This window comes from Pseudomonas sp. yb_9, from assembly GCF_043103635.1.
Classification (GTDB): Bacteria; Pseudomonadota; Gammaproteobacteria; order Pseudomonadales; family Pseudomonadaceae; genus Aquipseudomonas; species Aquipseudomonas monteilii.
Window position 1 is genome coordinate 17,667 of the sequence record NZ_JBICKA010000006.1, and the last position, 25,804, is coordinate 43,470.

20 protein-coding genes and 1 pseudogene are annotated in these 25,804 nt (G+C 61.1%); 16 read left to right on the forward strand and 5 right to left on the reverse strand.

The genetic code is table 11. The features are described 5' to 3' along the window. Positions 1–56: 56 nt before the first annotated feature. From ACF8MI_RS00385 to ACF8MI_RS00400, 4 genes are all read left to right on the forward strand, one after another. On the forward strand, positions 57–3,845 hold the full coding sequence (locus ACF8MI_RS00385) for a sugar-binding protein (protein ID WP_223624223.1): 3,789 nt from the start codon (positions 57–59) through the stop codon (positions 3,843–3,845). A 402-nt stretch (positions 3,846–4,247) separates the two neighbouring features. Next, the gene (locus ACF8MI_RS00390) at positions 4,248–6,257 is read left to right on the forward strand and encodes a hypothetical protein (protein ID WP_200929181.1); all 2,010 of its coding nucleotides are present in this window, start codon (positions 4,248–4,250) and stop codon (positions 6,255–6,257) included. Between the two features lie 143 nt (positions 6,258–6,400). Further along, on the forward strand, positions 6,401–8,590 hold the full coding sequence (locus ACF8MI_RS00395; protein WP_200929182.1) for an autotransporter outer membrane beta-barrel domain-containing protein: 2,190 nt from the start codon (positions 6,401–6,403) through the stop codon (positions 8,588–8,590). Positions 8,591–8,641: 51 nt separating this feature from the next. After that, positions 8,642–10,165, forward strand: a complete 1,524-nt coding sequence (locus tag ACF8MI_RS00400; RefSeq protein WP_125474450.1) for a hypothetical protein — start codon at positions 8,642–8,644, stop codon at positions 10,163–10,165. Between the two features lie 6 nt (positions 10,166–10,171). Here the strand turns inward: ACF8MI_RS00400 and ACF8MI_RS00405 are convergent, their stop codons facing one another. The 4 genes from ACF8MI_RS00405 to ACF8MI_RS00420 form a co-directional block, all read right to left on the reverse strand. Further along, entirely contained in the window at positions 10,172–10,909 is a 738-nt protein-coding gene (locus ACF8MI_RS00405; protein WP_082426373.1) for a molecular chaperone, read from the reverse strand. Between the two features lie 66 nt (positions 10,910–10,975). After that, the gene (locus tag ACF8MI_RS00410; RefSeq protein ID WP_060498737.1) at positions 10,976–11,515 is read right to left on the reverse strand and encodes a fimbrial protein; all 540 of its coding nucleotides are present in this window, start codon (positions 11,513–11,515) and stop codon (positions 10,976–10,978) included. A 197-nt stretch (positions 11,516–11,712) separates the two neighbouring features. After that, on the reverse strand, positions 11,713–12,123 hold the full coding sequence (locus ACF8MI_RS00415) for a PA2817 family protein (protein WP_060498738.1): 411 nt from the start codon (positions 12,121–12,123) through the stop codon (positions 11,713–11,715). Between the two features lie 97 nt (positions 12,124–12,220). Next, positions 12,221–14,668 (reverse strand): acyl-CoA dehydrogenase, encoded by a 2,448-nt coding sequence (locus ACF8MI_RS00420; RefSeq protein WP_060498739.1) that lies wholly within the window; start codon positions 14,666–14,668, stop codon positions 12,221–12,223. Between the two features lie 213 nt (positions 14,669–14,881). Between ACF8MI_RS00420 and ACF8MI_RS00425 the strand changes: the two genes are divergently transcribed. From ACF8MI_RS00425 to ACF8MI_RS00440, 4 genes are all read left to right on the forward strand, one after another. After that, complete coding sequence (locus ACF8MI_RS00425) at positions 14,882–15,292, forward strand: hypothetical protein (RefSeq protein ID WP_200929183.1); 411 nt, start codon at positions 14,882–14,884, stop codon at positions 15,290–15,292. 151 nt (positions 15,293–15,443) lie between these two features. After that, positions 15,444–16,067, forward strand: coding sequence for a glutathione S-transferase (locus ACF8MI_RS00430; protein WP_104835342.1), 624 nt, complete (start codon positions 15,444–15,446; stop codon positions 16,065–16,067). A 133-nt stretch (positions 16,068–16,200) separates the two neighbouring features. Continuing rightward, a complete protein-coding gene (locus ACF8MI_RS00435) occupies positions 16,201–17,133 on the forward strand; it encodes an ABC transporter ATP-binding protein (protein WP_016715124.1) in 933 nt (310 codons plus the stop codon). Then, positions 17,130–17,909 carry an ABC transporter permease gene (locus ACF8MI_RS00440; protein ID WP_060498742.1) on the forward strand — a complete coding sequence of 260 codons (780 nt, stop codon included), beginning with the start codon at positions 17,130–17,132 and terminating at the stop codon, positions 17,907–17,909. Before ACF8MI_RS00435 ends, ACF8MI_RS00440 begins: the two co-directional genes overlap by 4 nt. A 9-nt stretch (positions 17,910–17,918) precedes the next feature. Here the strand turns inward: ACF8MI_RS00440 and ACF8MI_RS00445 are convergent. Continuing rightward, positions 17,919–18,425: pseudogene (locus ACF8MI_RS00445) on the reverse strand (DUF2062 domain-containing protein); the annotation flags it as partial. A gap of 142 nt (positions 18,426–18,567) precedes the next feature. Here ACF8MI_RS00445 and ACF8MI_RS00450 point away from each other — a divergent pair. From ACF8MI_RS00450 to murB, 8 genes are all read left to right on the forward strand, one after another. Further along, on the forward strand, positions 18,568–20,781 hold the full coding sequence (locus ACF8MI_RS00450; RefSeq protein ID WP_060498743.1) for a DNA internalization-related competence protein ComEC/Rec2: 2,214 nt from the start codon (positions 18,568–18,570) through the stop codon (positions 20,779–20,781). Between the two features lie 389 nt (positions 20,782–21,170). Continuing rightward, positions 21,171–21,806, forward strand: coding sequence for a MotA/TolQ/ExbB proton channel family protein (locus tag ACF8MI_RS00455; RefSeq protein ID WP_016391244.1), 636 nt, complete (start codon positions 21,171–21,173; stop codon positions 21,804–21,806). Continuing rightward, positions 21,803–22,237, forward strand: a complete 435-nt coding sequence (locus tag ACF8MI_RS00460; RefSeq protein WP_104835340.1) for a biopolymer transporter ExbD — start codon at positions 21,803–21,805, stop codon at positions 22,235–22,237. The genes ACF8MI_RS00455 and ACF8MI_RS00460 overlap by 4 nt, the downstream gene beginning before the upstream one ends. After that, positions 22,237–23,238 (forward strand): tetraacyldisaccharide 4'-kinase, encoded by a 1,002-nt coding sequence (lpxK, locus tag ACF8MI_RS00465; RefSeq protein ID WP_060498746.1) that lies wholly within the window; start codon positions 22,237–22,239, stop codon positions 23,236–23,238. Before ACF8MI_RS00460 ends, lpxK begins: the two co-directional genes overlap by 1 nt. 44 nt (positions 23,239–23,282) lie before the next feature. Beyond that, positions 23,283–23,468 carry a Trm112 family protein gene (locus ACF8MI_RS00470; RefSeq protein WP_003247142.1) on the forward strand — a complete coding sequence of 62 codons (186 nt, stop codon included), beginning with the start codon at positions 23,283–23,285 and terminating at the stop codon, positions 23,466–23,468. Beyond that, entirely contained in the window at positions 23,465–24,229 is a 765-nt protein-coding gene (gene kdsB, locus ACF8MI_RS00475) for a 3-deoxy-manno-octulosonate cytidylyltransferase (RefSeq protein ID WP_060498747.1), read from the forward strand. Before ACF8MI_RS00470 ends, kdsB begins: the two co-directional genes overlap by 4 nt. Continuing rightward, positions 24,229–24,693 carry a low molecular weight protein-tyrosine-phosphatase gene (locus ACF8MI_RS00480; RefSeq protein WP_104835338.1) on the forward strand — a complete coding sequence of 155 codons (465 nt, stop codon included), beginning with the start codon at positions 24,229–24,231 and terminating at the stop codon, positions 24,691–24,693. The genes kdsB and ACF8MI_RS00480 overlap by 1 nt, the downstream gene beginning before the upstream one ends. After that, complete coding sequence (murB, locus tag ACF8MI_RS00485) at positions 24,690–25,709, forward strand: UDP-N-acetylmuramate dehydrogenase (protein WP_060498749.1); 1,020 nt, start codon at positions 24,690–24,692, stop codon at positions 25,707–25,709. The genes ACF8MI_RS00480 and murB overlap by 4 nt, the downstream gene beginning before the upstream one ends. Positions 25,710–25,804: the final 95 nt, after the last annotated feature.

Genomic DNA, 25,804 nt, shown 5'->3' on the forward strand with positions numbered 1-25,804 from the left:
ACAGGTGCAGTCTAATGACGACAAATTCGTTAGTCCATTCCAATGCATTTAATTTCATGAGCTTCGTTCAAGGGGGGGTCGACCCCCGAACGGGGCAATACAATGTATCGCTCGCGCTGCCCGAACTGGTGGCCAACCGGTTAAGCGGCCCCAACTTGCCTTTGCACATCGGCTTCAACCCGATGAACCCTGAGGACTCAGGCTTTGGTGCTGGATGGCGCTTGAACCTGAGCGAGTATGACCCGCAAAGCCAGATGCTAAGCTTGCACAGCGGTGAGCGTTTCAAGGTATTCGACAATGGCCCAGGTACGCAGCCGGTCATACCGGAGCGCAAGATCGACAGTTTCCACTTCGAGAACATTTCTGCTGGTGCCACCACGCTGTATCGCGTGGCGCACAAGTCTTTGATGATCGAAGTTCTTGGTTTGCACGATGTTACCGAGCAGGGGCAACCCAACAGCAAGAAGGTGGCACTGCCTGTCAGGGTGCTGACGCCGACCGGGGATGGCATTACCCTGACTTATCAGCAGGTGGATGTGCCCTCTCCGATGCCGGGTATTCCAGCCAAGCGTGTGCCGTGCCTGGCATCAGTCGAAGATGACAGCAAGCGAAAACTGCTGGAAATCAATTACGCCAACCTCAGCCGGGTACTGATTACGCTCAACCCTGGCTCGGCGGCGCAGGTGACCTATACGCTGGAACGCGAGAACAGTGAGCTGGTCAAGGTGGTATTGCCGACGGCCGACAAAGGTCGTTGGGCATTCGAATACAAAAAGATCGGCCAAGTACGCTGCATTGAACGCATGCGTACACCGGTCAATGGCATCGAAGAAATTTTCTACAAAGATGAGGGGCACGCGCTGCCGGGCGCCGGGCGCAGGACACTGCCTCATGTAGAGCGGCACCTGGTTAGCCCGGGGGCCAACCAGCCACAAATGCGTACCGACTACGTATTCAGCTCGAATAACTTCTTGGGCAACAATACGGGTATTTCCTTTGACGATAGCGGTGAAGACAACCTCTACAAAGTCACAGGCGCAGACTATTTCTATGACAGTACCGCCACACATTATAAAGGCGATACCCCGGTCTACACGGTCAAGACGTCATTCAACCGCTTCCACTTGATGGTCGATAAGGTCACCACGCAGAACGACTGCATCGAAACCCTGACCTTGCAGTACCCGGCAACGGGCAACAGGCCATTCAAGGACCTGGACAACAATTTCCAGTTGGCCGAAAGGACCACGACCTCCTGGCGCAAGGGGGCAGGCGGCACGGCGCGGGAACAGTCGGAAATGACCCGCTACGACCACCATGGCAACCTGGTGGAGAAGACCGAAGCCAACGGCAAGCGGACCCTGATGTCGTACTACCCGGCGGCGGACGACCCGGACACGTTCGTGCGCCTGCTCAAAACCGAGGAGGTCATCCCGGGGCCTGGCGAAGCCGGGGCCAAAACCTTGCTGCGTGAATACCGCTATCAGACGGTTGCATCGCGGGATGACGACGGGTATGCACGCGGCGCGTCAATGCGTAGCCATGAGCAGCTTCGCGTGCGTGACGGTGCGGTGCTGTCGACGTTGGAGACGCATTACCACGACAAACCACTCAACCCTCTTGAACATGGCCGTGCGCGTGAGCAAACCCTGACGCTCAATGGCAAGGCAACGCTTACCGAATATGCCTACAGTGAAGTTTCGGTAGACGGCCACGCTGCCGTACAAACTCAGGAAACGGTGACGGGGTTCGATCATGGTGAGCCTCTGCCGGCGCGTGAGTTGATCAATGCCAAGGGCAACGCCGAGCGACATGCGCAAAAGGTCATTACCGTGCAGCATTCGATACTGATTGGCGAGCCACTGCTCAACTATGACGACAACCAGGTGCAGATTGCCTACGCGTATGACGAACTCCGTCGCGTCACGCGTGAAACAGTCGACCCCAAAGGCAAATACAGCGCATCGCGCAGCTACAGTTACTACTTGTCGTCCGACGGCCAGCAGGCCTGGCAGATGCAGACGGATGTGAAGGGGGTCAAAAGCTGGAGCTATGTAGACGGCCTGAACCGTGCGGTACGAGTGACGCGCCAGGATCCGGACTTCGGCCGTACTCGACAAGCCAGGGAAGAAGAACGGCTCAGTTACACCGCGCGCTACGACGAACTGGGCAACCTGGTGGAGGAGACCGATTACGATTGGCTCGAGCTGAAGAACTTGCCATTGCGTACCCTGTACGAGTATGACGACTGGCGCCAGCGCCGCGTGGAAATAGGCCCGGACAAGGTGCGCATGTGCACGGAGATCGACCCGGTGGGGTTACCGGATCGCCTGGGGCCGGTACACAAGGAGTGGCGAGAGTCCATCGACCGTCGGCAAGTTACCGGCGTCACCATTACTCGGCTGAACCTGTTCGATGCGCCTGTCGATGTCGAGCGCCTCGACAGCAAAGGCGCCCGGGCGAGTTTGCACCGCTACTTCTACGATGGCTTGGGGCGCACGGTGCGGGAAGTGGATGCGCGGGGTTTTGAAACGGCTACCACCTATGACGAATTCGACAGGCAGGTGGACCAGACATTGGCTGATGGTTCGGTGGTACACCGTGATTATGCGCTGCACAGCGCCGCTGATTTGCCAACCTTGATCAAGGTGCTCGATAGCACCGATGGCGGCGATTACGTGCTGGGTACACAAACCTTCGATGGCCTGGACCGCATGGTCGAGTCGGTCACTGGGGGGCGTAAACGCACTATGCTGTTCGGCATTGGGCAACGTCAGCCCGAAGCGGTGATCACACCGTCAGACCACCGTATCGACTATGAGTACCTGCCGCAGTTGGGCGAGGAGCCATTAAGCCGCAAGACCCTGGGCAAAAATGCGGCGTATACCTATGACGAACACAATGCTCGTCTGTTGCAGTGTACCGAGAATGAAGAAATGCTCGAGCGTGAGTACTACAGTACCGGCGAGCTGAAAGTTGAAAGGCGCCAGCACAACGATGAGGCGCAACCGCATGAGATGTTCTATGTACACAGTTTGAAGGGCCGCTTGCTGGGGTATACCGATGTACTGGGCAAAACCCAGTCGTATGAGTACAACTCGCTTGGGCAGCTGTATCAGACCAGCCTGGAAAATGTGACCAGTACATTCCGTTATGACGAGCTGGGCAGGACCGCCAGCATACTCACTGAAACCGTGGATGAGGACGGCAGCCAGCGCTGTCTGGAAACGCAGCTGTTCTACGATGATTTCGAGCGCGAAGTGCGTCGGCGTTTCGATTTTGGTGACGCAGTACAAACGTTGGCCCAGACGTACAACGAAGTGGATGGCATTGACAGTAAGACGTTGACGGCCGGAGAACAGGAAGGCGACAAATTACGCCATGAAACCTTCGAGTACGATGACCGGGCGCGGTTGTCGAAGTATACCTGCGAGGGCGTCAGTGAGTATGTACCCGTTGACCCCTACGGTAACAAGATAGACAGCCAGCTGTTCCGTTTCGATGGCCGAGACAACATTACCCGGGTCAGGACTGACTTCGAAGGTGGCCGGCTGAATGCCACGTATCAATTCACCAACGAACACGATCCGGTGCAACTGATGGGCATTACGCTGCAGTGGGTAGCGGTGGCGGAAGCAGACGGCGAAGAGCAAGAGGTTGTGCTCAGACAGGAAGAGATCGAGTTGAAATACGACCCTGATGGCAACCTGATACTGGATGAGCAGCAACGTGAATTGACCTACGACCCGATGGGGCGTCTGCAGACGGTGCATGTGCCGTCGCAAGGCATTACGGCAAGCTATGGGTACGATCCCCTTGACCGATTGGCGTCGCAGGATGCTTGACCGTTTGAGTGCGCTATCTGATTGATTTAGAACATTGAAGCTGTGTTGGAGCCTGCCTTTGTGCAGGCTCTTTTTTTGGGTGCGCCAGGCATGGCGCGTTGCGCGTAGCGCAACCCGTTTGGCTGTAGTGGCCGAGCGAGTGACTTGGAGGTGAAAGTCCTCTACACACCCGGCAAGGGGGGAGTGTTAGCCAGAGGCAAGCGTGCGTATCAGCATGTGGTCAGCAATAAGGGAGCACCGGGTGCAGATGGCATGACGGTCGCTGATCTGGCTGGCTATGTGAAACAGTATTTATTACGCGTGACCTGATAAAAATGCCAGTTGTCGGCTGCGTTCAGGCGGTGTCGAATGAACGGTAGCGCGACCAAGGCGCGGTTCTTTCATTAATGCCTGGAGGTGGGTGTGACTCATTCGAAGGATCTGAGCAAGTGTTCGCGGGATGCACGCGGTGCATTCAGGCTTGATCGCGCAAAACTATTGGGTGCGTACACGGAACCCAGTCAGTTGAAAGACCTCGTCGTTGACGACGAGCTATTTGCAGACAAGGCCGACGGGACAGTAAAGAACGTTTATATTTTGCCGGGCGGGCCTGACTTCATTGTCAAGGTGCCTGCCTGGGTTTTTACGGAAGAGGACACTCTCAGGATTGAACATTCGCGTGACAATGTGGGGTTCGAAACCATCCACGAGGAGACCATCAGGTACTTTGATGACGATCTTGAGAACCCGTATCCGGTAAAGCTGGATATTTCACTGGACGCACTGAGTACCGAAGGGGTGCATTATCTCAGGAGTTATGTGCTGTCCGATAGCCTGGAAGAAGAATGGTCGGACTCACTGACGCTGCGCTTTGACCGTGTTCCCCCGTACGCCCGAACATTGCCTGCCAAGTTTCTTCCCGTACCGGTGGTGACAGACGACAGCCTTGCTGCACAGGGCGGCAATGTCATCCTTGAGTTGCCAGCCTACCCGGATTGGCAGGCAGGTGACCGGGTCCTATGGTACTGGTTGAAAGAAGTTCCAAAAGATATTGGCGATATTCAAGAAGTCGCGAACGCGCTTACCACTGGGCAAGTGCAGCAATTGCAGGTGCCGGAAGACATTGTTCGCCAAGCCGGCGATGGTGGGCTGTTTGCCGTCTATGTGCTGGTGGACAAGGCGGGCAACATCAGCCAGATATCCGACTATGTTGCTATCGATGTGGCGCTGGGCAAGTTGCCTGCCGTCTTCGGGGACCCGGTGGTACCGTTGGCGACAGCGGCGGACAGTTATCTGATTGACCAGGGCGATGCCCTGGAGGGGGTCGAGGTCTGGGTGCCGCTGTTTGCAGACTGGAAGGCCACTGATACGGTACGGGTAACCTGGAAAACCGCCGAACTGCTGGCGGAGCCGGTGGGCAGTGCACCGGCTGAATACGTGAGGGTTAAGGTCGACAGTGCGACACTGCTGCAGGAGTATGACGGAACGGCACTGCCGGAAGAAACCACGGTGCGTTATGACGTGTATCGAGGTACGCACAAGCTTGGCGGTGCGCAGACACAGGTCTATGTGAACTTCGATTCCATCGACCCCGGCTGGCCAGGCCCGGATTGGCCAGAGCAGGTGCACCCCGGCCTGGAACTTGCCCATGTCAATGGGCGCGGCAGTAGCAGTAATGAAGATGAACTCGACAGCGGCGATACTGGCCTGGACGCTGACATCAAGATTGTCTTGAGCGACCTTATCGAAGAAGACGACATCTTGACACTCGACTGGGGAAGCCAGGCGCAAGCAGTGGCGTATGTCGTTACTGCACAAAACAAAACCGACGGTGAAATTGAGTTCCCTGTGCCTTGGTCCGTTATAGAAGCCGAGGGCAACAAGGTGGTGACCATCCATTATTGGGTTAGCCGACCTGGCGTGCATAACCCTATCAAGTCAGGCGTCACGTCGGTGGCGGTAAGCGCCGTTGTAATTACAGCGGACCCGGTGGACTTTCTGGAGAAAAATGCCAACGGCCAACTGAACTGTACGTCGATCAAAAACAGCCTGCCACATGCTGACAACGGGGCAGTGCAATTGGTGGTGCCTGACCTGAGTGAGTATGAAAAATATGGGCCAATCACCGAGGTCGAAATTACCTGGTGGGCCGTCAAGGGGGGGCAAGAAAGCCAAGGTGAAGATGAAGTGCCTGGCGTGAGGGAAGTCTTCAAGGTAAGTATTGGGCCGGACGCGCCGTTGGAGGGTTTCATATGGCGAGTCCCCTACGATAAACACGTTGCACCCACCTACGACCCTGATAACCCGCTGTTCTATCGAGCGCGTGCGCGGGTGACTTATCGCTTCACTGCCGGCAGCGAAACCATTGTTTCCAAGCGAGGTGATATTGTGCTGGCCATGTATCAGCCTAGCGGTGCCTGTGATTTTTCATGAAAGCTGGCAATAGCCGGGTGATGAATTTTCCTATTGTGTTGTAGGGGTTTTCCTACAACACAATAGGAAGGTGCTGTGTAGTCTTGTCGGAAATATCTGAGACATCAGAGCCACTCCAATTTCGACTTGGGCGAGGATCGCACATGAAAAAACACTCCACCCCCCTCGGAAAAGCAGGCAAGCGTGCCCTTGCACTGGCGTTGACACCGCTCTGGCTGGTGAGCGAAGGCGCATTGGCATTGACGACGGTCTCGCGGGACCAAACCATTGATGCCGCGGTACCGCTGGACAGTTACCAGGTACTGGCGGGCGCCACGCTGACCGCCAACGGTGCCACCACCCAGCAAATCCAGTTGCGACCCAGCTCGGCACTGGTGTTCAGCGCCAGCACCCTCAATGCCACCGGCGATGCGTTGCTGGTGGGCAGCGCTGCCGTGGCCAGGGTCACGGACAGTACCATTGTCAGCCAGGGGCGCGGGATTGTGCTGGCACGTACCGGTACGGTGGGGTCCACGGTCGAGTTGGTAGGCAGCACGGTAACGGGCCAAGTGGGCGGGGCAGCGCTTGCCAGCAATTCACGGCTGAGTATCCGCGATAGCCTGGTGCAGGGGACCGGGGAGGGCAGCTCGGGTGTGCGCATGTTCAACGGCCGTCTGGACGTGGCGAATAGCCGGATCATCGGTGCCCAGGAAGGTATCTTGGTCAATGCTGACGCTGCGGTGGCAGGGCAGGCAAACATTGACCTGCAAAATACCCTGGTCGAAGGGCAGGCGGGCGCGGCAATCGTCGTGGCCGGCAGTGCTGCGGGGCCAGCGGCTGCAAGTATCAAGGTCGGCAACGGGTCGCGCCTGGTGGGCAGCGATGGCACGTTGCTTGAGGTGCGTAACACATCGTCGGCCACCCTGTCGGTCGATAATTCGCACCTGGTCGGCGACGTCAAAGTGGAGGACGGCTCCAGTGCCGCGTTGGCACTGGACAACCGGTCGAGCCTTACTGGCCATCTGGACGGTGTTTCGAGCCTTGGCATCAACGGCCAGTCAACCTGGGTGATGACCCAGGATGCCAGTGTCGGCAGCCTGGCCCTCGATGATGGCAACGTCCAGTTCGGCCAGCCGGATGCCTACCACCGGCTGACCGTGGAAAACCTGTCGGGCAGCGGCAGCTTCGTGATGCATGCAGACTTCTCGACCGGCGATACGGACTTCCTGGATGTTACCGGCCAGGCTACCGGCAACCACAGCTTGCTGATCGGCAGCTCAGGCCAGGACCCGCAGGTAGAGAACCAGCTCCATGTGGTGCATGCCGCGAGTGGTGATGCCACCTTCTCGCTGGTCAATGGCCGGCTCGACCTGGGGGCATTTTCCTATGGCCTGGTTCAGCGCGGTGAAGACTGGTACCTCGATGGGTCGCGTAAGGTGATCAGCCCAGGTACGCAGTCGGCCCTGGCGTTGTTCAACGCTGCGCCGACTGTCTGGTATGGCGAGCTTGCTTCGTTGCGCAGCCGGATGGGCGAGTTGCGTCTGCAAGACGGCCAGCCCGGTGCCTGGGTGCGCGCTTACGGCAACAAGTTCGATGTGGCGGCCAGTTCCGGCGTGGCCTACAAGCAGGTGCAGCAGGGTGTGTCGTTCGGCGCCGATGCCCCGTTGCCGATCGGTGATGGGCAATGGCTGGTGGGTGCGCTGGCGGGTTACAGCCGGTCCGACCTGGACCTGTCGCAGGGCACCTCCGGTGACGTGGACAGCTACTACCTGGGCCTGTACACCACCTGGCTTGACCCGCAGAGCGGGTATTACTTCGATGGTGTGGTCAAGCTGAACCGCTTTGAAAACGATGCCAAGGTAGCCCTGAGTGATGATGGTCACACCAAAGGCGACTACAGCAATGTTGGCGTGGGTGTGTCGGCCGAGTTGGGGCGGCATATCGCCCTGGATGACGGCTATTTCATCGAGCCGTATACCCAATGGTCGGTGGCGCGGTTCGAAGGCAAGGCCTATACGCTCGACAACGGCCTGCAAGCCGAGGGCGACGCTGTGCATTCCGTGCTGGGCAAGCTCGGCAGTACCTTGGGGCGCACCATTGACCTGGGTGATGCCCGGGTGGTTCAGCCCTACGTACGTGCAGCCTATGCCCATGAGTTCATCAACAACAACCAGGTCAAGGTCAATGGCCATCGATTCGATAACGATTTGTCCGGGTCACGTGCCGAGCTGGGGGGTGGGGTGGCAGTTTCGGTGGCCGAGCGGCTGCAGGTGCATGCCGATGTCGACTACAGCGCTGGCGAACACATCGACCAACCTTGGGGGGTAAACCTGGGGCTGCGTTACAGCTGGTGAGCATGCCAATAAGGAAGACCTCGGTCTTCCTTTTTTATTGGAGAAATGAAGATGCAGGTGCCTGGTAAATTTCTGCGCGGCTTCCTGGGTTTTTTCAGCAGGCCATTGAAGGAGGGGGCAATGCGCGAAGCGCCGCAGGCGCTTAAGCCAGTGACGGTGACCGATCTGCTGCCCGATATCGACGGCGGTGAGCACAACCTGCTGCCCGTGAGGGCGACACGCAGGCCTTTGCCCATCAGCATCCCCATGTGGCTGGTTTCGGACCCCAGTGATGAGGGTCCTGAGCGACTGGTCGTGAAGTGGGATGGGCAGCCGTTCGTTGACAAGACGTGGACCACGCCAGTGCAACCCGCGGACCTTGAGCTGGAGGTGCCCGTGGCGCTGCTGGGGGAGGGGCGCCACACCCTGATGTATCAGGTGACCCTGGGTAACGAGGAAAGCACTGTTTCTGATGAGCTTTCAGTGCTTATCGACAAGACAGCGCCTGTGCCGGGCGGGGGGCGTGGCAGGCTTGAGCTTGTCGAAGACCCCGATGAAGTTGAGCGCGATGGCCTTACGGCCCGATACCTGGAGCGGCACGCTGACCGGCTACGCACCCGGGTACCGACTTACGACAGCCCTGCCGTGGGCGATGTCATTACAGTGTATTGGGGGGACAAACCTGATGATTCCGAGCAGGTGGGCAGCCTGACATTGACCCAGAACGACGTGTTGCTGCCGATTCATATCGACTTCCAGGGTGAAATGATTCGCCAGTCAGGTGACGGGGTGCGCTACGCGTATTACGAAATCGAGGATCGGGCCGGCAACCTGAGCAATCTGGCGAGGTCGCTGGAGCTGGACGTCAGGGCGCAACCGGCACCGCGCCAGTTCGACTGGGTGGAAATTGCCCAGGCAACCGGAGCAAGCGGTGACCTTGCGCTGAAGCTGGATGACTACATTGAACCGTTGTTGGTCGCGGTGCCGATGTCGGCGCAGTGGTTTCCAGATGAAACGGTTACAGTCATTTGGGGTGAGCCTGAAGATTATGGCTATTACACAACCTCCGAGGTCCATCCGGGGACCGAGCGCGCTTATGCGATTCCCGAGAAGCATGTGTTGGCATACGCGAAAAAGACGTTGGTGGTGCGCTATGAAGTCAGAGACGATGCCGATGTGTTTCCTTCCGCGGTCAGCCATCTGAAAGTGACCGAGTTCAGTAAAAGCGGGTTGCCCATGCTTGCGCTCGAGGGGGCCGATTCGAACGGCTTCAGCCTGGGTTCGGCACCCGAACGTGTGCCTGTCAGCTTGGGTACATGGCGGGGCATTGCTGTGGAGCAGCAGGTCAATATCAGCGTGGGTGGGGTGCTGCAGAGTGGGCTGGAGGCTCCCCCTCAGGCTGTGCTGACCGCGCATCCGCTGACCCCAGCGCAAGTGAGTCGGGGGATTGGCGCAAATAAAGAGGTCACCGTGCCGAAGGCGTACCTTGCGACCCTCAAGCGTAACGAGCCGTTCACCTTCCTGGTACAGGTGAGCTTCGACGGTGGTGGCACATGGGTCGATTTCCCCCGGTATAGCCCGACCCTCAGGGCTTGAGTGCAGTCACAGGCGTTTTACCGGGCGGGACAACTCTGGCGTCAGGCCGCCATGATCATTGATGGTTGTGAACTCGACCCTGAGACCTTCCTGCACGGTTGAGGTTTTGAGGGGGTAGGTTTGCCTGCCCATGGGGATGGCCATCTTTCTGGCATCGATTCTCTCGCTGCCCTTGGCGCTGCGCAGGGTCAGCTGGTTGAAGGTGAAGTAGTAAGGGGAGGGGTTGTCTACCACCAGGTGCGGTTTGCCTTCCAGTGTTTGCACCGACCAGGCCAGGTTTTGCAGGTGGTCGTGCGGGCGCCCCTTGAGCTGGGAAGGACGGTAGAAGACCTTGATGCGAGTGCGCAGGGCAAAGGTCAGCGCATTTTGTGCGGCGCCTTCCTGGACTTGTGGAATTTCTTGCAGGTTGAAGTAGAACAAGGACTCGCGGTCCTGTGGCAGATCGTTGGGTATGGCGTTGATCTGTATCGTCTGTTCGTTAGCGGGTTCGAGCCGGAACAGGTTAGGTGAGGCAATCAGCGGTACGGCCGTTGTGGTGTCGTCGGCTTCGGTGTTCACCCACGCCTGTGCGGCATAGGTGGCCTTGGATGGGTTGGCGGCGACGACCGATGAGCTGCGCTTGGCACTTTCGTGAATGATTCGGGTTTGGCTGATGGTCAGCGCTGCCTGTGCGAGGGAGGTGCTACAAGCGAACACTATTGCACAGCTGTACAGCGTGATGAGGGAGCGGGTAAAGAGTGGCATGATGTTACACCGAAGGCATGCAGATCTAAGGCTGCACCAGATGCGCAAACGCACCTGGTACATCAATTACGGCAGGGCTACCACAAAGCTGACTTCAGCTTCTGCGACACCTTCCTTTACGGTAGGGAGGTGAGATTCATAGTTGGCGTAGAAGATCATGTCGGTTGGGGCGGTTTCGTACAGGTCGTAATCAAGCGAAGCGGTGCCTGGCGCGATTTTGGCGTGAGTGCGGTCTTTGATCGCCAGGCCCAGGCCGTCTGCGCTGCCGCGTTGGATCCCGTACAGATCGGAACCGATCGGCCCGTGTAGTGGGCTGAAGGTAACGTTTGCAGTGCTGTTTGGAGGAATGGTGCAGGTGGCGTCAGGTGTTACGCGCAGGGCAAACGCAACCTCTGGTGTGGCAGTACCGGCAGCGGCAAAGTATTTGGTGGTGTAGTTGCCCAGCGTTACGCGTGGAATGACCGAGCCACCTGGGTTGACGACTTCGATAGGGCAAGTGCCACCGGCATAGACAGTGCCGTAAAAGCTGATTTGCCCGGTTTCAGGGGCAGCGAAAGCGGTGTTACTGGCAATGCCCAGTGCAAGCAGCATGAATGTTTTTTTCATCGCTATATCCTTGGTTTAGTTGCGAACGTCGAGGCGTTCAGAGCAGCGCTCCCCCTTGGCCTGGCACCTTGGGGACGGGAGGGAGCGTCGGGCATACTAATTTCTTGGAAACTATCGCGATGTAGGAAAAACCGGAGATTTAGGTGTGCTTTGCGACACTGTTCAAAGAGAGGGGCGCCGCGCAGGCATCGATGAGGTCAGTGCCGCTGCTCGGTCTTTGGTGCACCGAGTTGTGCTTTGTGCGCATGCCAGTCAAACGCTTCGCCTTTCTGCTCAGCCTCGTAACGGCGCTCTTCCAGCTGCTGGTACAGCTCCAGCTCTTCGTCGGGCATGAAATGCAGGCAGTCTCCAGCGAAGAACCACAACAGGTCACGGGGTACCAGGTGAGCAATTTGCGGGTAGCGCTGGATCAGCTGGCAGATCAGGTCCTGGCCCAGGTACTGGCTTTCCAGCGGGCTTTGTGAAAGCAGGGCCAGTAGTTCGTCGAAGCGTTCGAGAAACAGGGTGTGGCTTTCCTCCGGTACCTGCTCGGCTTCACCCAGGGCCACCAGGATGGTGCGCAGGTGGTTCAGCAGTTGCAGGTGGTATTCCAGGTGGGGGTTGGCCATGGGGCGGTCCTCAGGGTGATTGAAACGGGGGCGGAGTATACGCCGGTTGGCGAGCGGGTGGGGAAGGTGGCGATGGCGCCACACTCCCCACCAACGGTCAGCGTACCTTGCCTTGTACTGGCAGCAACTGCGCTTTGTTGAAGGCATCTACATCGATCACTGCCCGGCGTGCCTGCTCCGCCGCCTGCAGCCGTTGCCCTTCGCCAGGCTGTAAAACGCCGTTTTGCACAGCCGCTTCGATTGCCGACTGCCCAGGTGCCGGGTGCACTTTGCCTTCTTTGATCGCCTGGTGCAGTACCTTGTGCAAAGGTGCTGCTGCTTCCAGCAGGTCGCAGGCCCGTTGCAGTGCTGCCACCGGGTCGCCATCGGCCTGTGGCCTGAAGCAGCCGGCGAGCAGCTCTTCAAGCGCGGGGTCACCCTTGCTGCGGCCAATCAATGCCGCCACTTCTGCATCCAGCTCATCGCTCGGCCCGGTATGGCGGCGGCCGAACGGGAACACCAGCAGCCGCAGCGCGCCGCCAACGAAACGGTTCGGGAAGTTGTCGAGCAACTGGTCCAGGGCTTTTTCCGCCTGGGCCAGGCTTTCTTCCATGGCCCAGCGCAGCAGTGGCTGCATATGCTCGGCTGAACCCAGGTCGTGATAACGCTTGAGCGCTGCGCTGGACAAGTACAAGTGGCTCAGCACGTCGCCTAGCCGGGCACTCAGGCGTTCACGGCGCTTGAGGGCACCGCCCAGCAGCATCATTGACAGGTCTGCCAGCAAGGCAAAGGCAGCAGCCTGGCGGTTCAGGGCGCGGAAGTAGCTTTGGCTCAGGGCATCGCCGGGCATGTTTTCCAGGCGACCCAGCCCCAGGTTGAGCACCAGCGTGCTGGCCGCATTGCTGGCGGTGAACATGATGTGTTTCATCAACAGCTCATCGAACTCCCGCAGCGCCTGGTCGCGGTCCTCGCGGCCGGCCAGGGCCATTTCCTTGAGCACGAACGGGTGGCAGCGAATGGCGCCCTGGCCGAAGATCATCAGGTTGCGCGAGAGTATGTTCGCACCCTCGACGGTGATGAAAATCGGCGCCCCTTGCCAGTTACGCCCCAGGTAATTGTTCGGGCCCATGATGATGCCCTTGCCGCCGTGTACGTCCATGGCGTGCTGGATGCATTCGCGACCGCGCTCGGTAAGGTGGTACTTGAGGATCGCCGACAGCACCGAAGGTTTCTCGCCCAGGTCGACAGCCTTGGCCGTCAGCAGGCGTGCGCTGTCCATCAGCCAGGCATTGCCGCCAATACGTCCCAGCGATTCCTGGATGCCTTCGAAGGCTGCCAGCGGGACGTTGAACTGCTCACGAATGTTGGCGTACTGCCCGGTAACCAGGCTGGTGTACTTGGCAGCACCGGTGCCTACCGCTGGCAGGGAGATGGAACGGCCGACCGACAGGCAGTTCATCAGCATCATCCAGCCCTTGCCGAGCATGGCCTGCCCGCCGATCAGGAAGTCCAGCGGCACGAACACGTCCTTGCCGCTGTTGGGGCCATTCATGAAGGCGGCGCCCAGCGGCAGGTGGCGTTTGCCGATGTCTACCCCCGGGGTATCGGTGGGGATCAGTGCCAGGCTGATGCCCAGTTCTTCTTTCTCGCCCAGCAGGTGGTCGGGGTCATAGGCCTTGAAGGCCAGGCCCAGCAAGGTAGCGACCGGCCCCAGGGTGATGTAGCGCTTTTCCCAGTCAAGGCGTAAACCGATGACCTCTTCGCCGTTCCATTGCCCTTTGCAGATTACCCCGGTGTCCGGCATGGCCCCTGCGTCGGAGCCAGCCAACGGGCCTGTGAGGGCGAAGCAGGGGATGTCTTCGCCACGGGCCAAACGTGGCAGGTAGTGGTCGCGTTGTTCATCGGTGCCATAGTGCAGCAGCAGTTCGGCCGGGCCGAGCGAGTTGGGCACCATCACCGTGGAGGCCAGGTCGCCGCTGCGGGTGGCCAGTTTCATGGCCACCTGTGAATGGGCGTAGGCGGAGAAGCCTTTGCCGCCATATTGCTTGGGAATGATCAACGCGAAGAAGCCATTCTGCTTGATGTGCGCCCACGCTTCAGGCGGGAGGTCCATGTCCTGGCCAATTTGCCAGTCGCTGACCATGGCGCACAGTTCTTCCGTCGGGCCATCGATGAAGGCCTGCTCTTCTTCGGTCAGCTTCGGTGCCGGGTAGGAAAGCAGGGTGCGCCAGTCGGGGCGGCCGCTGAACAGTTCGCCGTCCCACCACACGGTGCCCGCATCAATGGCTTCGCGCTCGGTTTGTGACATGGGCGGCAGGGTGCGCTGGAACCACTTGAACACCGGGCCCGTGAGCACCTTGCGCCGCCACTCAGGCAGTGCCACCAGGACAAATTTAAGCGCCAGCACGAGCCCTATCAGCGTCAGCAGCCAGCCGGGGGCGTGGCTGAAAATGCCCATCAGCAGCACATAGGCTGCCGTGATTCCCAGAATCTGCAAGGGCGCCAGGCGCCGGTGCGTGAGGTATGCCGCGCCGATCACCAGCACCACCAACCACAACAGCAACATAATCGGTCCTCCTTGGAACCAGGGGCTTGAGCCGTCTCACAGAGCTTAGACGCTGTGCTGTAAGCGACCGGGTCAGAACAGTGACAGGGTGTGGCGCCGGGAGTTTCACCGCAGGTTTGCGCGTGGCCCGACCTGGCAATTCTGCTAGGTGCGCAGGCGCTTTCGCTGTTTTAAATTCAAACCCACATAACGCTTCAATCTAAGGTGCGCATCATGCAAAACGACAACACCCCGTATCAGAACGGCGCCGTCATTTTCTGGAAGCAAGTCAACAACACTGGAGAAAGCCAAAGCCTGACGTTGCCAGACTGGGGAAGCGGCGAGGCAGTCGACAAAAGTGTCAGCGGCGAATTTAGCAAAATCGCCATGAGCGATATTCCCTCTGCAACCACCATCACGTTGAGCCAGGGAACGGGCTCGGGCAAGGTCTACATCAAACTGAAAGCCACCCATCAACCCGCCTCGCTTGACCGTACCGAATTTCAGTACCTGATGGATTCCTACACCGTTGGCGACTTCATCAGCGAAGGGCTGGGCCTCACGCTTGTGGAAAAAGAGGGTAAAGCCTCGCGCGCCGGTATCGATTGCCATGTCCAGCTTTCCAAGGCCCCCCCGGCCGCCTGAGCCGCTTTCTTCTTTTTGCCCCCACAGGTAGTGCGCCAAGCCCGAAAAATGCGCAATTCCTGTGGGAGCGGGCGTGCCCGCGAAAGGGCCGTACGGACGACAAAACTCTGGGTTAGACTGTGCAGCCTCCGCATTTCATAAGGACGTTGCCATGCTGAAAATCTGGGGCCGCAAGAATTCGAGCAATGTGCGCAAGGCGCTGTGGGTTGCCCAGGAGCTGGGTCTGGACTTCGAATCCATCGACGCCGGCGGCGCCTTCGGCGTGGTCAACGAGCCGCATTACCGCGCCCGCAACCCCAATGGCCTGGTGCCCATGCTTGAGGACGGCGACCTGACCCTGTGGGAGTCCAACACCATCGTCCGCTACCTGTGCGCCGAGTATGGCGCCGAGCAGGGCTGGTATCTGGAAGATCCACGCCAGCGCGCCCTGGCTGACAAGTGGATGGACTGGACCACCTCGTCGTTCGCCGCACCGTTCCGCCCGCTGTTCTGGGGCCTGCTGCGCACCCCGGAAGACCAGCGCGACTGGGTGGCGATCAACGCCGCGCACAAGCAGTGCGCTCAGTTGCTGGCCATCGCCGACGAAACCCTGGCCAATCAGCCTTACCTGTCCGGTGACCAGATCGGCATGGGCGACATCCCACTGGGTAGCTTCATCTACGCCTGGTTCGAAATGCCCATCGAGCGCCCGGCCATGTATCACCTGGAAGCCTGGTATGAACGCCTCAAGCAGCGCCCGGCTTACCAGGCTGCGGTGATGACCGCGCTCACCTGACCCTGCTTCGATAGTCATTATCAATAGATGTGACTGTACTTGTGCGGCCTGGCCTTGCACCATGGCCGCACTCACTGCGCCAGTGACTTTACCTGGCGTGTCCTGCACCTTTTTCCTCGGTAAGTGACCCGCTATGAGTTCCGCCCTGTCCATCCGACAGCTCACCAAGACCTACGGTAACGGCTTCCAGGCCCTCAAAGGTATCGACCTTGATGTTGCCGAAGGCGACTTCTTCGCCTTGCTCGGCCCTAACGGCGCCGGTAAATCCACCACCATCGGCATCCTGTCCACTTTGGTGAACAAAACTAGCGGCACGGTCAATGTGTTCGGCCATGACCTGGACCGCGAGCCTTCGGCGCTCAAGCGCTGCCTGGGCGTGGTGCCGCAGGAATTCAACTTCAACCAGTTCGAGAAAACCTTCGACATCGTCGTGACCCAGGCCGGTTACTACGGCATCCCGCCCAAGGTGGCCAAAGAACGCGCCGAACAGTATCTGACCCAGCTGGGGCTGTGGGACAAGCGGGATGTGCAGTCGCGTTCGCTGTCGGGTGGCATGAAGCGCCGCTTGATGATTGCCCGCGCGCTGATCCACGAGCCGCGCCTGCTGATCCTCGACGAGCCGACTGCAGGTGTGGACATCGAACTGCGCCGCTCGATGTGGAGCTTCCTCACCGAGCTTAACCAGAAAGGCATCACTATCATCCTCACCACCCACTATCTGGAAGAGGCTGAGCAGCTGTGCCGTAACATCGGCATCATCGACCACGGCACCATCGTCGAGAACACCAGCATGCGCCAGTTGCTGGGCAAGCTGCATGTCGAAACCTTCGTGCTCGACCTCAAGCAGGACCTGGCCAGCGCGCCGGTGCTGCAAGGCTACCCGTGCCGGCTGCTGACCCCGCACACCCTTGAGGTGCAAGTGGAAAAGGACATCGGCATTACCGCGCTGTTCGGCCAGTTGGCTTTGCAGAACATCGAGGTGCAGAGCCTGCGCAACAAGACCAACCGACTCGAGGAGCTGTTTGTGTCCCTGGTAGAGAAAAACCTGTCGAAGGTGGCCGTATGAGTGTGGAACTGCGCACCAACTGGGTCGCCCTGAACACCATCGTCTACCGCGAAGTGCGGCGGTTCCTGCGCATCTGGCCGCAAACCTTGCTGCCGCCAGCCATCACCATGGTGCTGTACTTCGTCATCTTCGGTAACCTGATCGGCCGGCAGATCGGCGACATGGGCGGCTTTACCTACATGCAGTACATCGTGCCGGGGCTGATCATGATGTCGGTGATCACCAACTCCTACGGCAACGTGGTGTCGAGCTTCTTCGGCAGCAAGTTCCAGCGCTCGATCGAGGAACTGATGGTGTCGCCGGTATCGCCGCACACCATCCTCGTGGGCTACGTGCTGGGTGGCGTGCTGCGCGGGCTGGCGGTGGGGGTGATCGTGACCCTCCTGTCGATGTTCTTCACCGACCTGCAAGTGCATCACCTGGGCGTGACCATGGTTGTGGTGCTGCTGACGGCGACCATCTTCTCGCTGCTGGGCTTCGTCAACGCGGTGTTTGCGCGCAACTTCGACGATATTTCGATCATCCCCACCTTCGTGCTGACGCCGCTGACCTACCTGGGCGGGGTGTTCTACTCGATCAACCTGCTGCCGCCATTCTGGCAGACCGTGTCACTGGCCAACCCGGTGCTGCACATGGTCAACTCGTTCCGCTACGGCATTCTAGGGGTGTCGGATATCAGCATTGGCACGGCGATCACCTTCATGCTGGTCGCCACTGCAGTGCTCTATGGGGTGTGCGTTCGCTTGCTGGTCAGCGGCCGCGGGATGCGGGCCTGAGGCCTTGCACCGGCATTGGCGACGGCGCCACTGCCGGCCCACCCACCAGCGCCAGTACAGCATGGTGGCGAAGTAGCCGGCGATGCCCAGCACCACGCCGCACACCACCGAGCCGAGCAGGAAGGGTTGCCACAGCGTCGACAGCTGGTCGGTGATCCATTGGAAGGTCAGCTCGTCGGGCAGGGTGCGCGGCGGCACCTGCATCAGCCAGGCGCCGGTCATGTAGGTGACGAAGAACACCGGCGGCATGGTCAGCGGGTTGGTCAGCCACACCAGGCTGACAGCAATCGGCAGGTTACCGCGCACCGGAATGGCCAGCGCGGCGGCCAGCAGCATTTGCGCCGGCATCGGGATCAACGCCGCAAACAGGCCCACACCCATGGCCCGTGCCACCGAATGGCGGTTCAGGTGCCAAAGGTTCGGGTCGTGCAGCAGCTTGCCGAAAAAACGTAAGGACTTGTGTTCCCGAATGCTGGTCGGGTCCGGCATGTAGCGTTTGAAAAGTCGGCGCGGCATGTAGGCTCCCGGAGCGTTTATCCAGGCAGTATGCCCTGATTCTGATTCAGCCTCGTTTAGAGTTTGTGACAATTGTTGAGCAAGGGTTGCCGGCAATTGGGCTATGCCTCAGAGGGTGATTTGCCTTCTGGAGCTCTACCTCATGCGCACAGGGATGTTTGCGCTCGCGCTCGGGCTGTTGTGCCTGGGCTTTCTCCCCGCATTGCCATCGGTCGGATGGTTGATCGCGCTGGCGGCCTGCGCTGTCGCCAGTCTGTTCACCCGCGTGTGGCCGTTGGGCTGCTTTCTGCTGGGCCTGTGCTGGGCTTGCGGGTCTGCTCAGCTGGCCCTTGATGATCGCCTGGCTGCCGGCCTGGATGGCCGCACCGTGTGGCTGGAAGGGCGGGTGGTTGGCTTGCCGGTCCGAACGGCACAAGGCGTGCGTTTCGAGCTGGACGCGGCACGCTCGCGGCGGGCCGAACTGCCGCAGCGCCTGCAACTGAGCTGGTTCGGTGGGCCGCCCCTGCGGGCGGGCGAGCAGTGGCGGCTGGCCGTGACCCTGCAGCGCCCGGCCGGGCTGTCGAACCCGCATGGGCCAGACCGCGAGGCGCAACTGCTGGCACGGCGGGTGGGTGCCACGGGCACAGTCAAGGCGGGGCAGCTGCTGGCGCCAGTAACCGGTGGTTGGCGCGATGCGCTGCGTCAGCGCTTGCTCGCAGTCGAGGCCAATGGCCGAACGGCGGCGTTGGTGGCGCTGGTGCTAGGTGATGGGGCGGGCCTGGCCCGGGAGGACTGGCAGACGTTGCAGGCCACCGGCACGGTGCACCTGCTGGTGATTTCTGGCCAGCACATCGGCTTGGTCGCCGGTTTGCTGTATGGCCTGGTTGCCGGGCTGGCACGTTGGGGTTGGTGGCCTGCACGGCTGCCCTGGTTGCCCTGGGCGTGTGGCTTGGCCATGACCGCAGCACTGGCCTACGCTTGGCTGGCCGGTGGGGGCGTGCCGGTGCAGCGTGCCTGCCTGATGCTGGCCGTGGTGCTGCTCTGGCGTCTGCGTTTTCGTCACCTCGGTGCATTGTTGCCGCTGTTGTTGGCGCTGGTCGTGGTGTTGCTAGTCGAACCGCTGGCGGCATTGTTGCCGGGGTTCTGGCTGTCGTTTACCGCAGTCGCCACGCTTCTCTATTGCTTCAGTGCCCGGCTAGGGGGCTGGCGGCCCTGGCAAGCCTGGACGCGGGCGCAATGGGTAATCGCTATCGGTTTGCTGCCAGTGTTGTTGGCCACTGGCCTGCCGGTGAGCTTGAGTGCGCCGTTGGCCAATCTGGTAGCGGTGCCGTGGATCAGCCTGGTGGTGTTGCCGTTGGCGCTGCTGGGCACGGTGCTGCTGCCATTGCCCGTGGTAGGGGAGGCGTTGTTATGGCTGGCGGGCGGGCTGCTGGACCTGTTGTTCCGAGGGTTGGCGTTGGTGGCGCAACAGCGCCCGGCGTGGATGCCGGCGGTATTGCCAGTGTGGGCCTGGTTACTGGTTTGCGTGGGGGCGCTGTTGGTGCTGCTGCCTCGGGGCGTGCCGTTGCGTGGGTTGGGGGGCGTGATGCTGTTGGCCCTGTGGGTGCCGAGGGAGCCGGTGCCGCTTGGGCAGGTCGAAGTCTGGCAACTGGACGTCGGTCAAGGGCTGGCAGTGCTGTTGCGCACGCGCCACCACAACCTGCTTTACGATGCCGGTCCGGCCAAGGGTGACAGTGACCTGGGCGAGCGGGTGGTGCTGCCGACCCTGCGCAAGCTGGGGGTGGCGGGCCTTGACGTGATGCTGGTCAGCCACGCCCATGCTGATCATGCGGGCGGCGCTGCCGCCATCCAGCGAGGTCTGCCGGTGCGGCGGACAATCGGTGGGGAAGCGCTGAACGATGTTCCGTTGCAACCTTGTGTCAGCGGCGAGCGATGGGACTGGGATGGCGTGCGATTTTCGCTATGGCGTTGGGCCGACGGACAGAGCAGCAATGACCGCTCGTGCGTGCTGATGGTCGAGGCGCAGGGCGAGCGCTTGCTGCTGGCAGGGGATATGGAGGCCGGTGCCGAACGGGCCTGGCTGGCGGCAGCCGAGACGCCGAGGGTCGACTGGTTGCAGTCGCCACACCATGGCAGCCGCAGCTCGTCCAGCGAGGCCTTCATCCGTGCCACGGCGCCGCGCGGGGTGCTGATTTCGCGGGGGCGCAACAATAGCTTCGGGCACCCGCATGTACAGGTGGTCGAGCGCTATCGGCGGTATGGGGTGACGATACATGATACGGCGGTGGAGGGGGCGTTGCGGTTGGTGCTGGGGCGGCAGGGGGAGGTTGAAGGTGTTCGGGGGCAGCGGCGGTTTTGGCGGGCTCAACTGGACTAGGGGGGGGCAGGTCTACGCCGATACATGTTTAGCGTCCACGAGATCGAGCGCCGCCCGCGCGGCGCATCGCAAGCTGCGCTCGCTCCTACGTTTGTCTCGGGCCAGTAATGCCTGTGGCAGCCGCGCGCGACGGCCTTGTTTGTACGACATGAAATCGCGCCATGCGCAAAGGGTTCGCGCGCAAATGGCACAGGAATAATTGGCCCTAAACAAGCGTAGGAGCGAGCGCAGCTCGCGATGCGCCGCGCGGGCGGCGCTCGATCTCATAGGCGCTGAACATGCAATGGCAAGCACCTGTCAGCCCCAACCCCAATTCCCTGACCTCCGGCAGATGAGCCCTCGCCGCGCCTATGGTAGAGTGGCGGCCTTTTTCCGAAGGGGCGTTTACTGTGTGGGAATTGGTCAAGTCCGGTGGTTGGATGATGCTGCCGATCATTCTGAGTTCCATCGCTGCCATGGCTATCGTCGTCGAGCGCCTGTGGACCCTGCGGGCCAGTCGCGTCACCCCGCCGCACCTGCTGGGCCAGGTGTGGATGTGGATCAAGGACAAGCAACTGACCAGTGACAAGCTCAAGGCCCTGCGCGCCGATTCGCCGCTGGGCGAAATCCTCGCCGCTGGCCTGGCCAACTCGCGCCATGGCCGCGAAATCATGAAAGAGTGCATCGAGGAAGCCGCCTCGCGCGTCATCCACGAACTGGAGCGCTACATCAGCACCCTCGGCACCATTGCCGCCATGGCCCCGCTGTTGGGCCTGCTGGGCACCGTGCTGGGCATGATCGACATCTTCAGTGCCTTCATGGGCTCGCAGATGACCGCCAACGCGGCCGTACTGGCCGGGGGGATCTCCAAGGCCCTGGTGACCACCGCTGCAGGCCTGATGGTCGGTATCCCGGCCGTGTTCTTCCACCGTTTCCTGCTGCGCCGCATCGATGAACTGGTGGTCGGCATGGAGCAGGAAGCGATCAAACTGGTGGAAGTGATCCAGGGCGACCGTGAAGTGGAAGTGGCCGGAGGCAAGGCGTGAAGTTCCGGCGCAATCGCCAGCGGGAGAACGTCGACATCAACCTGGCGTCGCTGATCGACGTGGTGTTCGTCCTGCTGCTGTTCTTCGTGGTTACTACCACCTTTACCCGCGAGACCCAGCTGCGTGTCGAGCTGCCCGAGGCTGCCAGCGCCGAGCAGGCGCCGGCCGATCAGGGCAAGTTGGTGGAAATCACCATCAGCGCCGAGGGCGTGTATTCAGTGAACAATCATCTGCTGCCTAAGAGCGACCTGGCCACCTTGAGCGAAGCCATCGAGCGTGAATCGGGCGGCGACAACAAGCTGCCGCTGGCCATCAGCGCCGACGGCAGGACCCCGCACCAGGCTGTGGTCACTGCAATGGATGCCGCCGGCAAGCTCGGTTTCAGCCAGTTGCGCATGACCACTGTCGAGGCGGCCCAGGGTACGCCCTGATGGCTTTCGCCGACCGTTTGCTTACTGCCTGGTACGCAGGGCATCCGGCCCTGGCGTTGCTGCGCCCGCTAGAGGCGCTGTATCGCCGCGTGGTCACACGTAAACGGGCGCGTTTTCTCAGCGGTGAAAGTGCCAGCTACCGGGCGCCGGTGCCGGTTATCGTGGTGGGCAACATCACCGTCGGTGGCACCGGCAAGACGCCGATGATTCTCTGGCTGATCGAACACTGCCGCCAGCAGGGGCTGAAGGTGGGTGTGGTCAGCCGTGGCTATGGCGCCAAGCCGCCGCAGTTGCCTTGGCGCGTGCAGGCCGATCAAGCTGCCGAGCAGGCCGGTGATGAGCCGCTGCTGATCGTGCAGCGCACTGGCGTGCCACTGATGATCGACCCCGACCGTTCCCGCGCCGTGCAGGCGTTGTTGGCCAGCGAACCGCTCGACCTGATCCTGTGCGACGATGGCATGCAGCACTACCGCCTTGCCCGTGATCTGGAACTGGTACTGATCGATGCCGCACGGGGCCTGGGCAATCGCCGTTGCCTGCCGGCCGGCCCCTTGCGCGAGCCCGCAGAACGCCTGAACGACGCCGACGCAGTGCTGTTCAATGGTGCCAGCACAGACCGCGCCGAAGGTTTTGGCTTTTGCCTGCAACCGTCCGCGCTGGTCAACCTGCGCAGTGGCGAACGCCGGGCGCTTGATCACTTCCCCGCCGGCCAGCGTCTGCACGCTGTAGCCGGTATCGGTAACCCGCAACGTTTCTTCAATACCCTGCTGGGGCTAAACTGGCAGCCGGTGCCGCACCCCTTCGCCGACCATGCGCAGTTCAGCGCCCAGAGCCTGGCGTTCAGCCCGCCGCTGCCGTTGGTCATGACCGAGAAGGATGCGGTGAAATGCCGGGCCTTCGCCGCTGACGACTGGTGGTACCTGGCCGTCGAAGCGCAGCCCACCTCGGCGTTCAGCGCCTGGTTCGACAGCCAGCTGCAGCGCCTGCTGCGCAAGCCCTGAGCCCGTTTTCAATTTCCGGCCGACTGGCCTAAAGGAAGCCTCCAATGGACACCAAACTGCTCGATATCCTGGCCTGCCCGATCACCAAGGGCCCGCTCAAGCTCAGCGCCGACAAGACCGAGCTGATCAGCAAGGGCGCCGGTCTGGCCTACCCGATCCGCGACGGCATCCCGGTCATGCTGGAAAGCGAGGCGCGCACCCTGACCGACGACGAGCGTCTGGACAAATGAGCCTGGACTTCACGGTAGTGATTCCCGCCCGGCTGCGCTCCACGCGCCTGCCGGGCAAGCCGCTGCTGGCGATCGCCGGCAAGCCGATGGTGCAGCATGTGTGGGAGCAGGCGCGTAAAAGCGCCGCCAGCCGTGTGGTCATCGCCACCGACGACGCCAGCATCCTCGAAGCGTGCCAAGGCTTTGGTGCTGAAGTGCTGATGACCCGCGCCGACCACGAGTCGGGCACTGACCGCCTGGCCGAAGTGGCCGCACAGCTGGGCCTGGCGGCTGACGCCATCGTGGTCAACGTGCAGGGCGACGAGCCGCTGATTCCGCCGGTCATCATCGACCAGGTGGCCGCCAACCTGGCGGCGCATCCAGAGGCTGGCATCGCCACACTGGCCGAGCCGATCCATGAGCCGGAAACCGTGTTCAACCCCAACGCGGTCAAGGTGGTCAGTGACAAGAACGGCCTGGCTCTGACCTTCAGTCGTGCACCGCTGCCCTGGGCTCGCGATGCCTTTTCCAAGGACCGCACTGTGCTGCCGGAGAGCGTGCCGTATCGCCGCCACATCGGCATGTACGCCTACCGCGTTGGCTTCCTGCAGGACTTCGTCGGCTGGGGGCCATGCTGGCTCGAACAGACCGAAGCGCTGGAGCAGCTGCGTGCCCTGTGGCATGGCGTGCGCATACATGTCGAGGACGCCATCGAGGCGCCCGCTGTGGGTGTGGATACCCCTGAAGACCTGGAGCGCGTACGGCGCTTGCTGGAGGCCTGATGCGCGTTCTGTTCGTGTGCCTGGGCAACATCTGCCGTTCGCCCACTGCCGAAGGCGTGCTGCGCCATCAATTGCAGGCCGCCGGGCTGGCCGACAAGGTGCGGGTGGCGTCAGCCGGCACGGGGGACTGGCATGTGGGCAAGGCGCCTGACAGCCGTACCTGCAAGGCGGCGCTGGCGCGTGGTTACGACCTTTCGCAGCAGCGTGCCCAGCAGGTCAAGGCGGCGCACTTTGCCGAATATGACCTGGTCTTGGCGATGGATGAGAGCAACCTGCGCGACCTGCGCGCCCTGCGCCCGCACAACGCAGTGGGCGAGCTTGACTTGTTCCTGCGCCGCTATGGTGCTGCGCTGGATGAAGTGCCAGACCCGTATTACGGCGGCGCAGACGGCTTCGAACAGGTGCTGGACCTGGTCGAGGCGGCGTGCCAGGCGCTGGTGCTGGAAATCAAGGGGCGGCTATGACAGTGCTGTGGCAGGAGCAGGTATCGCTCAAGCCGTACAACACCTTCGGCATCGATGTGAAGGCCCGCTATTTCAGCCAGGCGCAGGATGACCAGCAGGTACGTCAGGCGCTGAGCCAGGCGCATCAGCAGGGCCTGCCGGTGCTGGTGATCGGCGGCGGCAGCAACCTGCTGCTGACCCGTGACATCGATGCACTGGTGCTGCACATGGCCAGCCGTGGCCGTCGTGTGCTCAGCGACGATGGCGAACGTATCGTGGTCGAGGCCGAGGCGGGTGAGCCTTGGCACCCGTTCGTGCAGTGGACGCTGGCGCAGGGCTATTGCGGGCTTGAAAACCTCAGCCTGATCCCTGGCACCGTGGGCGCCGCGCCGATGCAGAACGTGGGCGCCTATGGGGTAGAGATCAAGGACGTGTTTGCCGGCCTGACGGCGCTGGACCGCGAGACAGGTGAGCTGCGTGAGTTTGGTTTGGCGGACTGTGCTTTCGGTTATCGCGACAGCGTATTCAAGCGCAACCCTGGCCGCTGGTTGATCTTGCGTGTGCGCTTCGCCTTGAGCCATCGCCTGCAGGCCCATCTCGATTACGGCCCGGTGCGCCAGCGGCTGACGGAGCAGGGCGCGACCGAGCCGACTGCCCAGGCGATCAGTGATGCCATTTGCAGCATTCGCCGCGAGAAGCTGCCAGACCCTGCGGAGTTGGGTAATGCCGGGAGCTTCTTCAAGAACCCGGTGGTGTCGGCCGCGCAGGTCGAGCGTATTCGTGCGCATTACCCTGGCGTGGTGGCTTATCCTCAGGCCGAAGGCCAGGTGAAGCTGGCGGCGGGCTGGTTGATCGAGCAGGCGGGCTGGAAGGGGCATCGCGAGGGTGATGCCGGTGTTCATCGCTTGCAGTCGCTGGTGTTGGTCAACTACGGCCAGGCGAGCGGGGCGCAGATGCATGCGCTGGCTCAACGCATCCAGGCCGACATCCTGGAGCGGTTCGGGGTTAAGCTGGAGATGGAGCCTAACCTGTATTGACGCATTGCCAGTGCTGGGCCTTTCGCGGCTAAAGCCGCGAAAGGCCGGTACAGGCAAAACACAAGGCCAAGAAAAAGCCCCGCCAGTTCGCACTG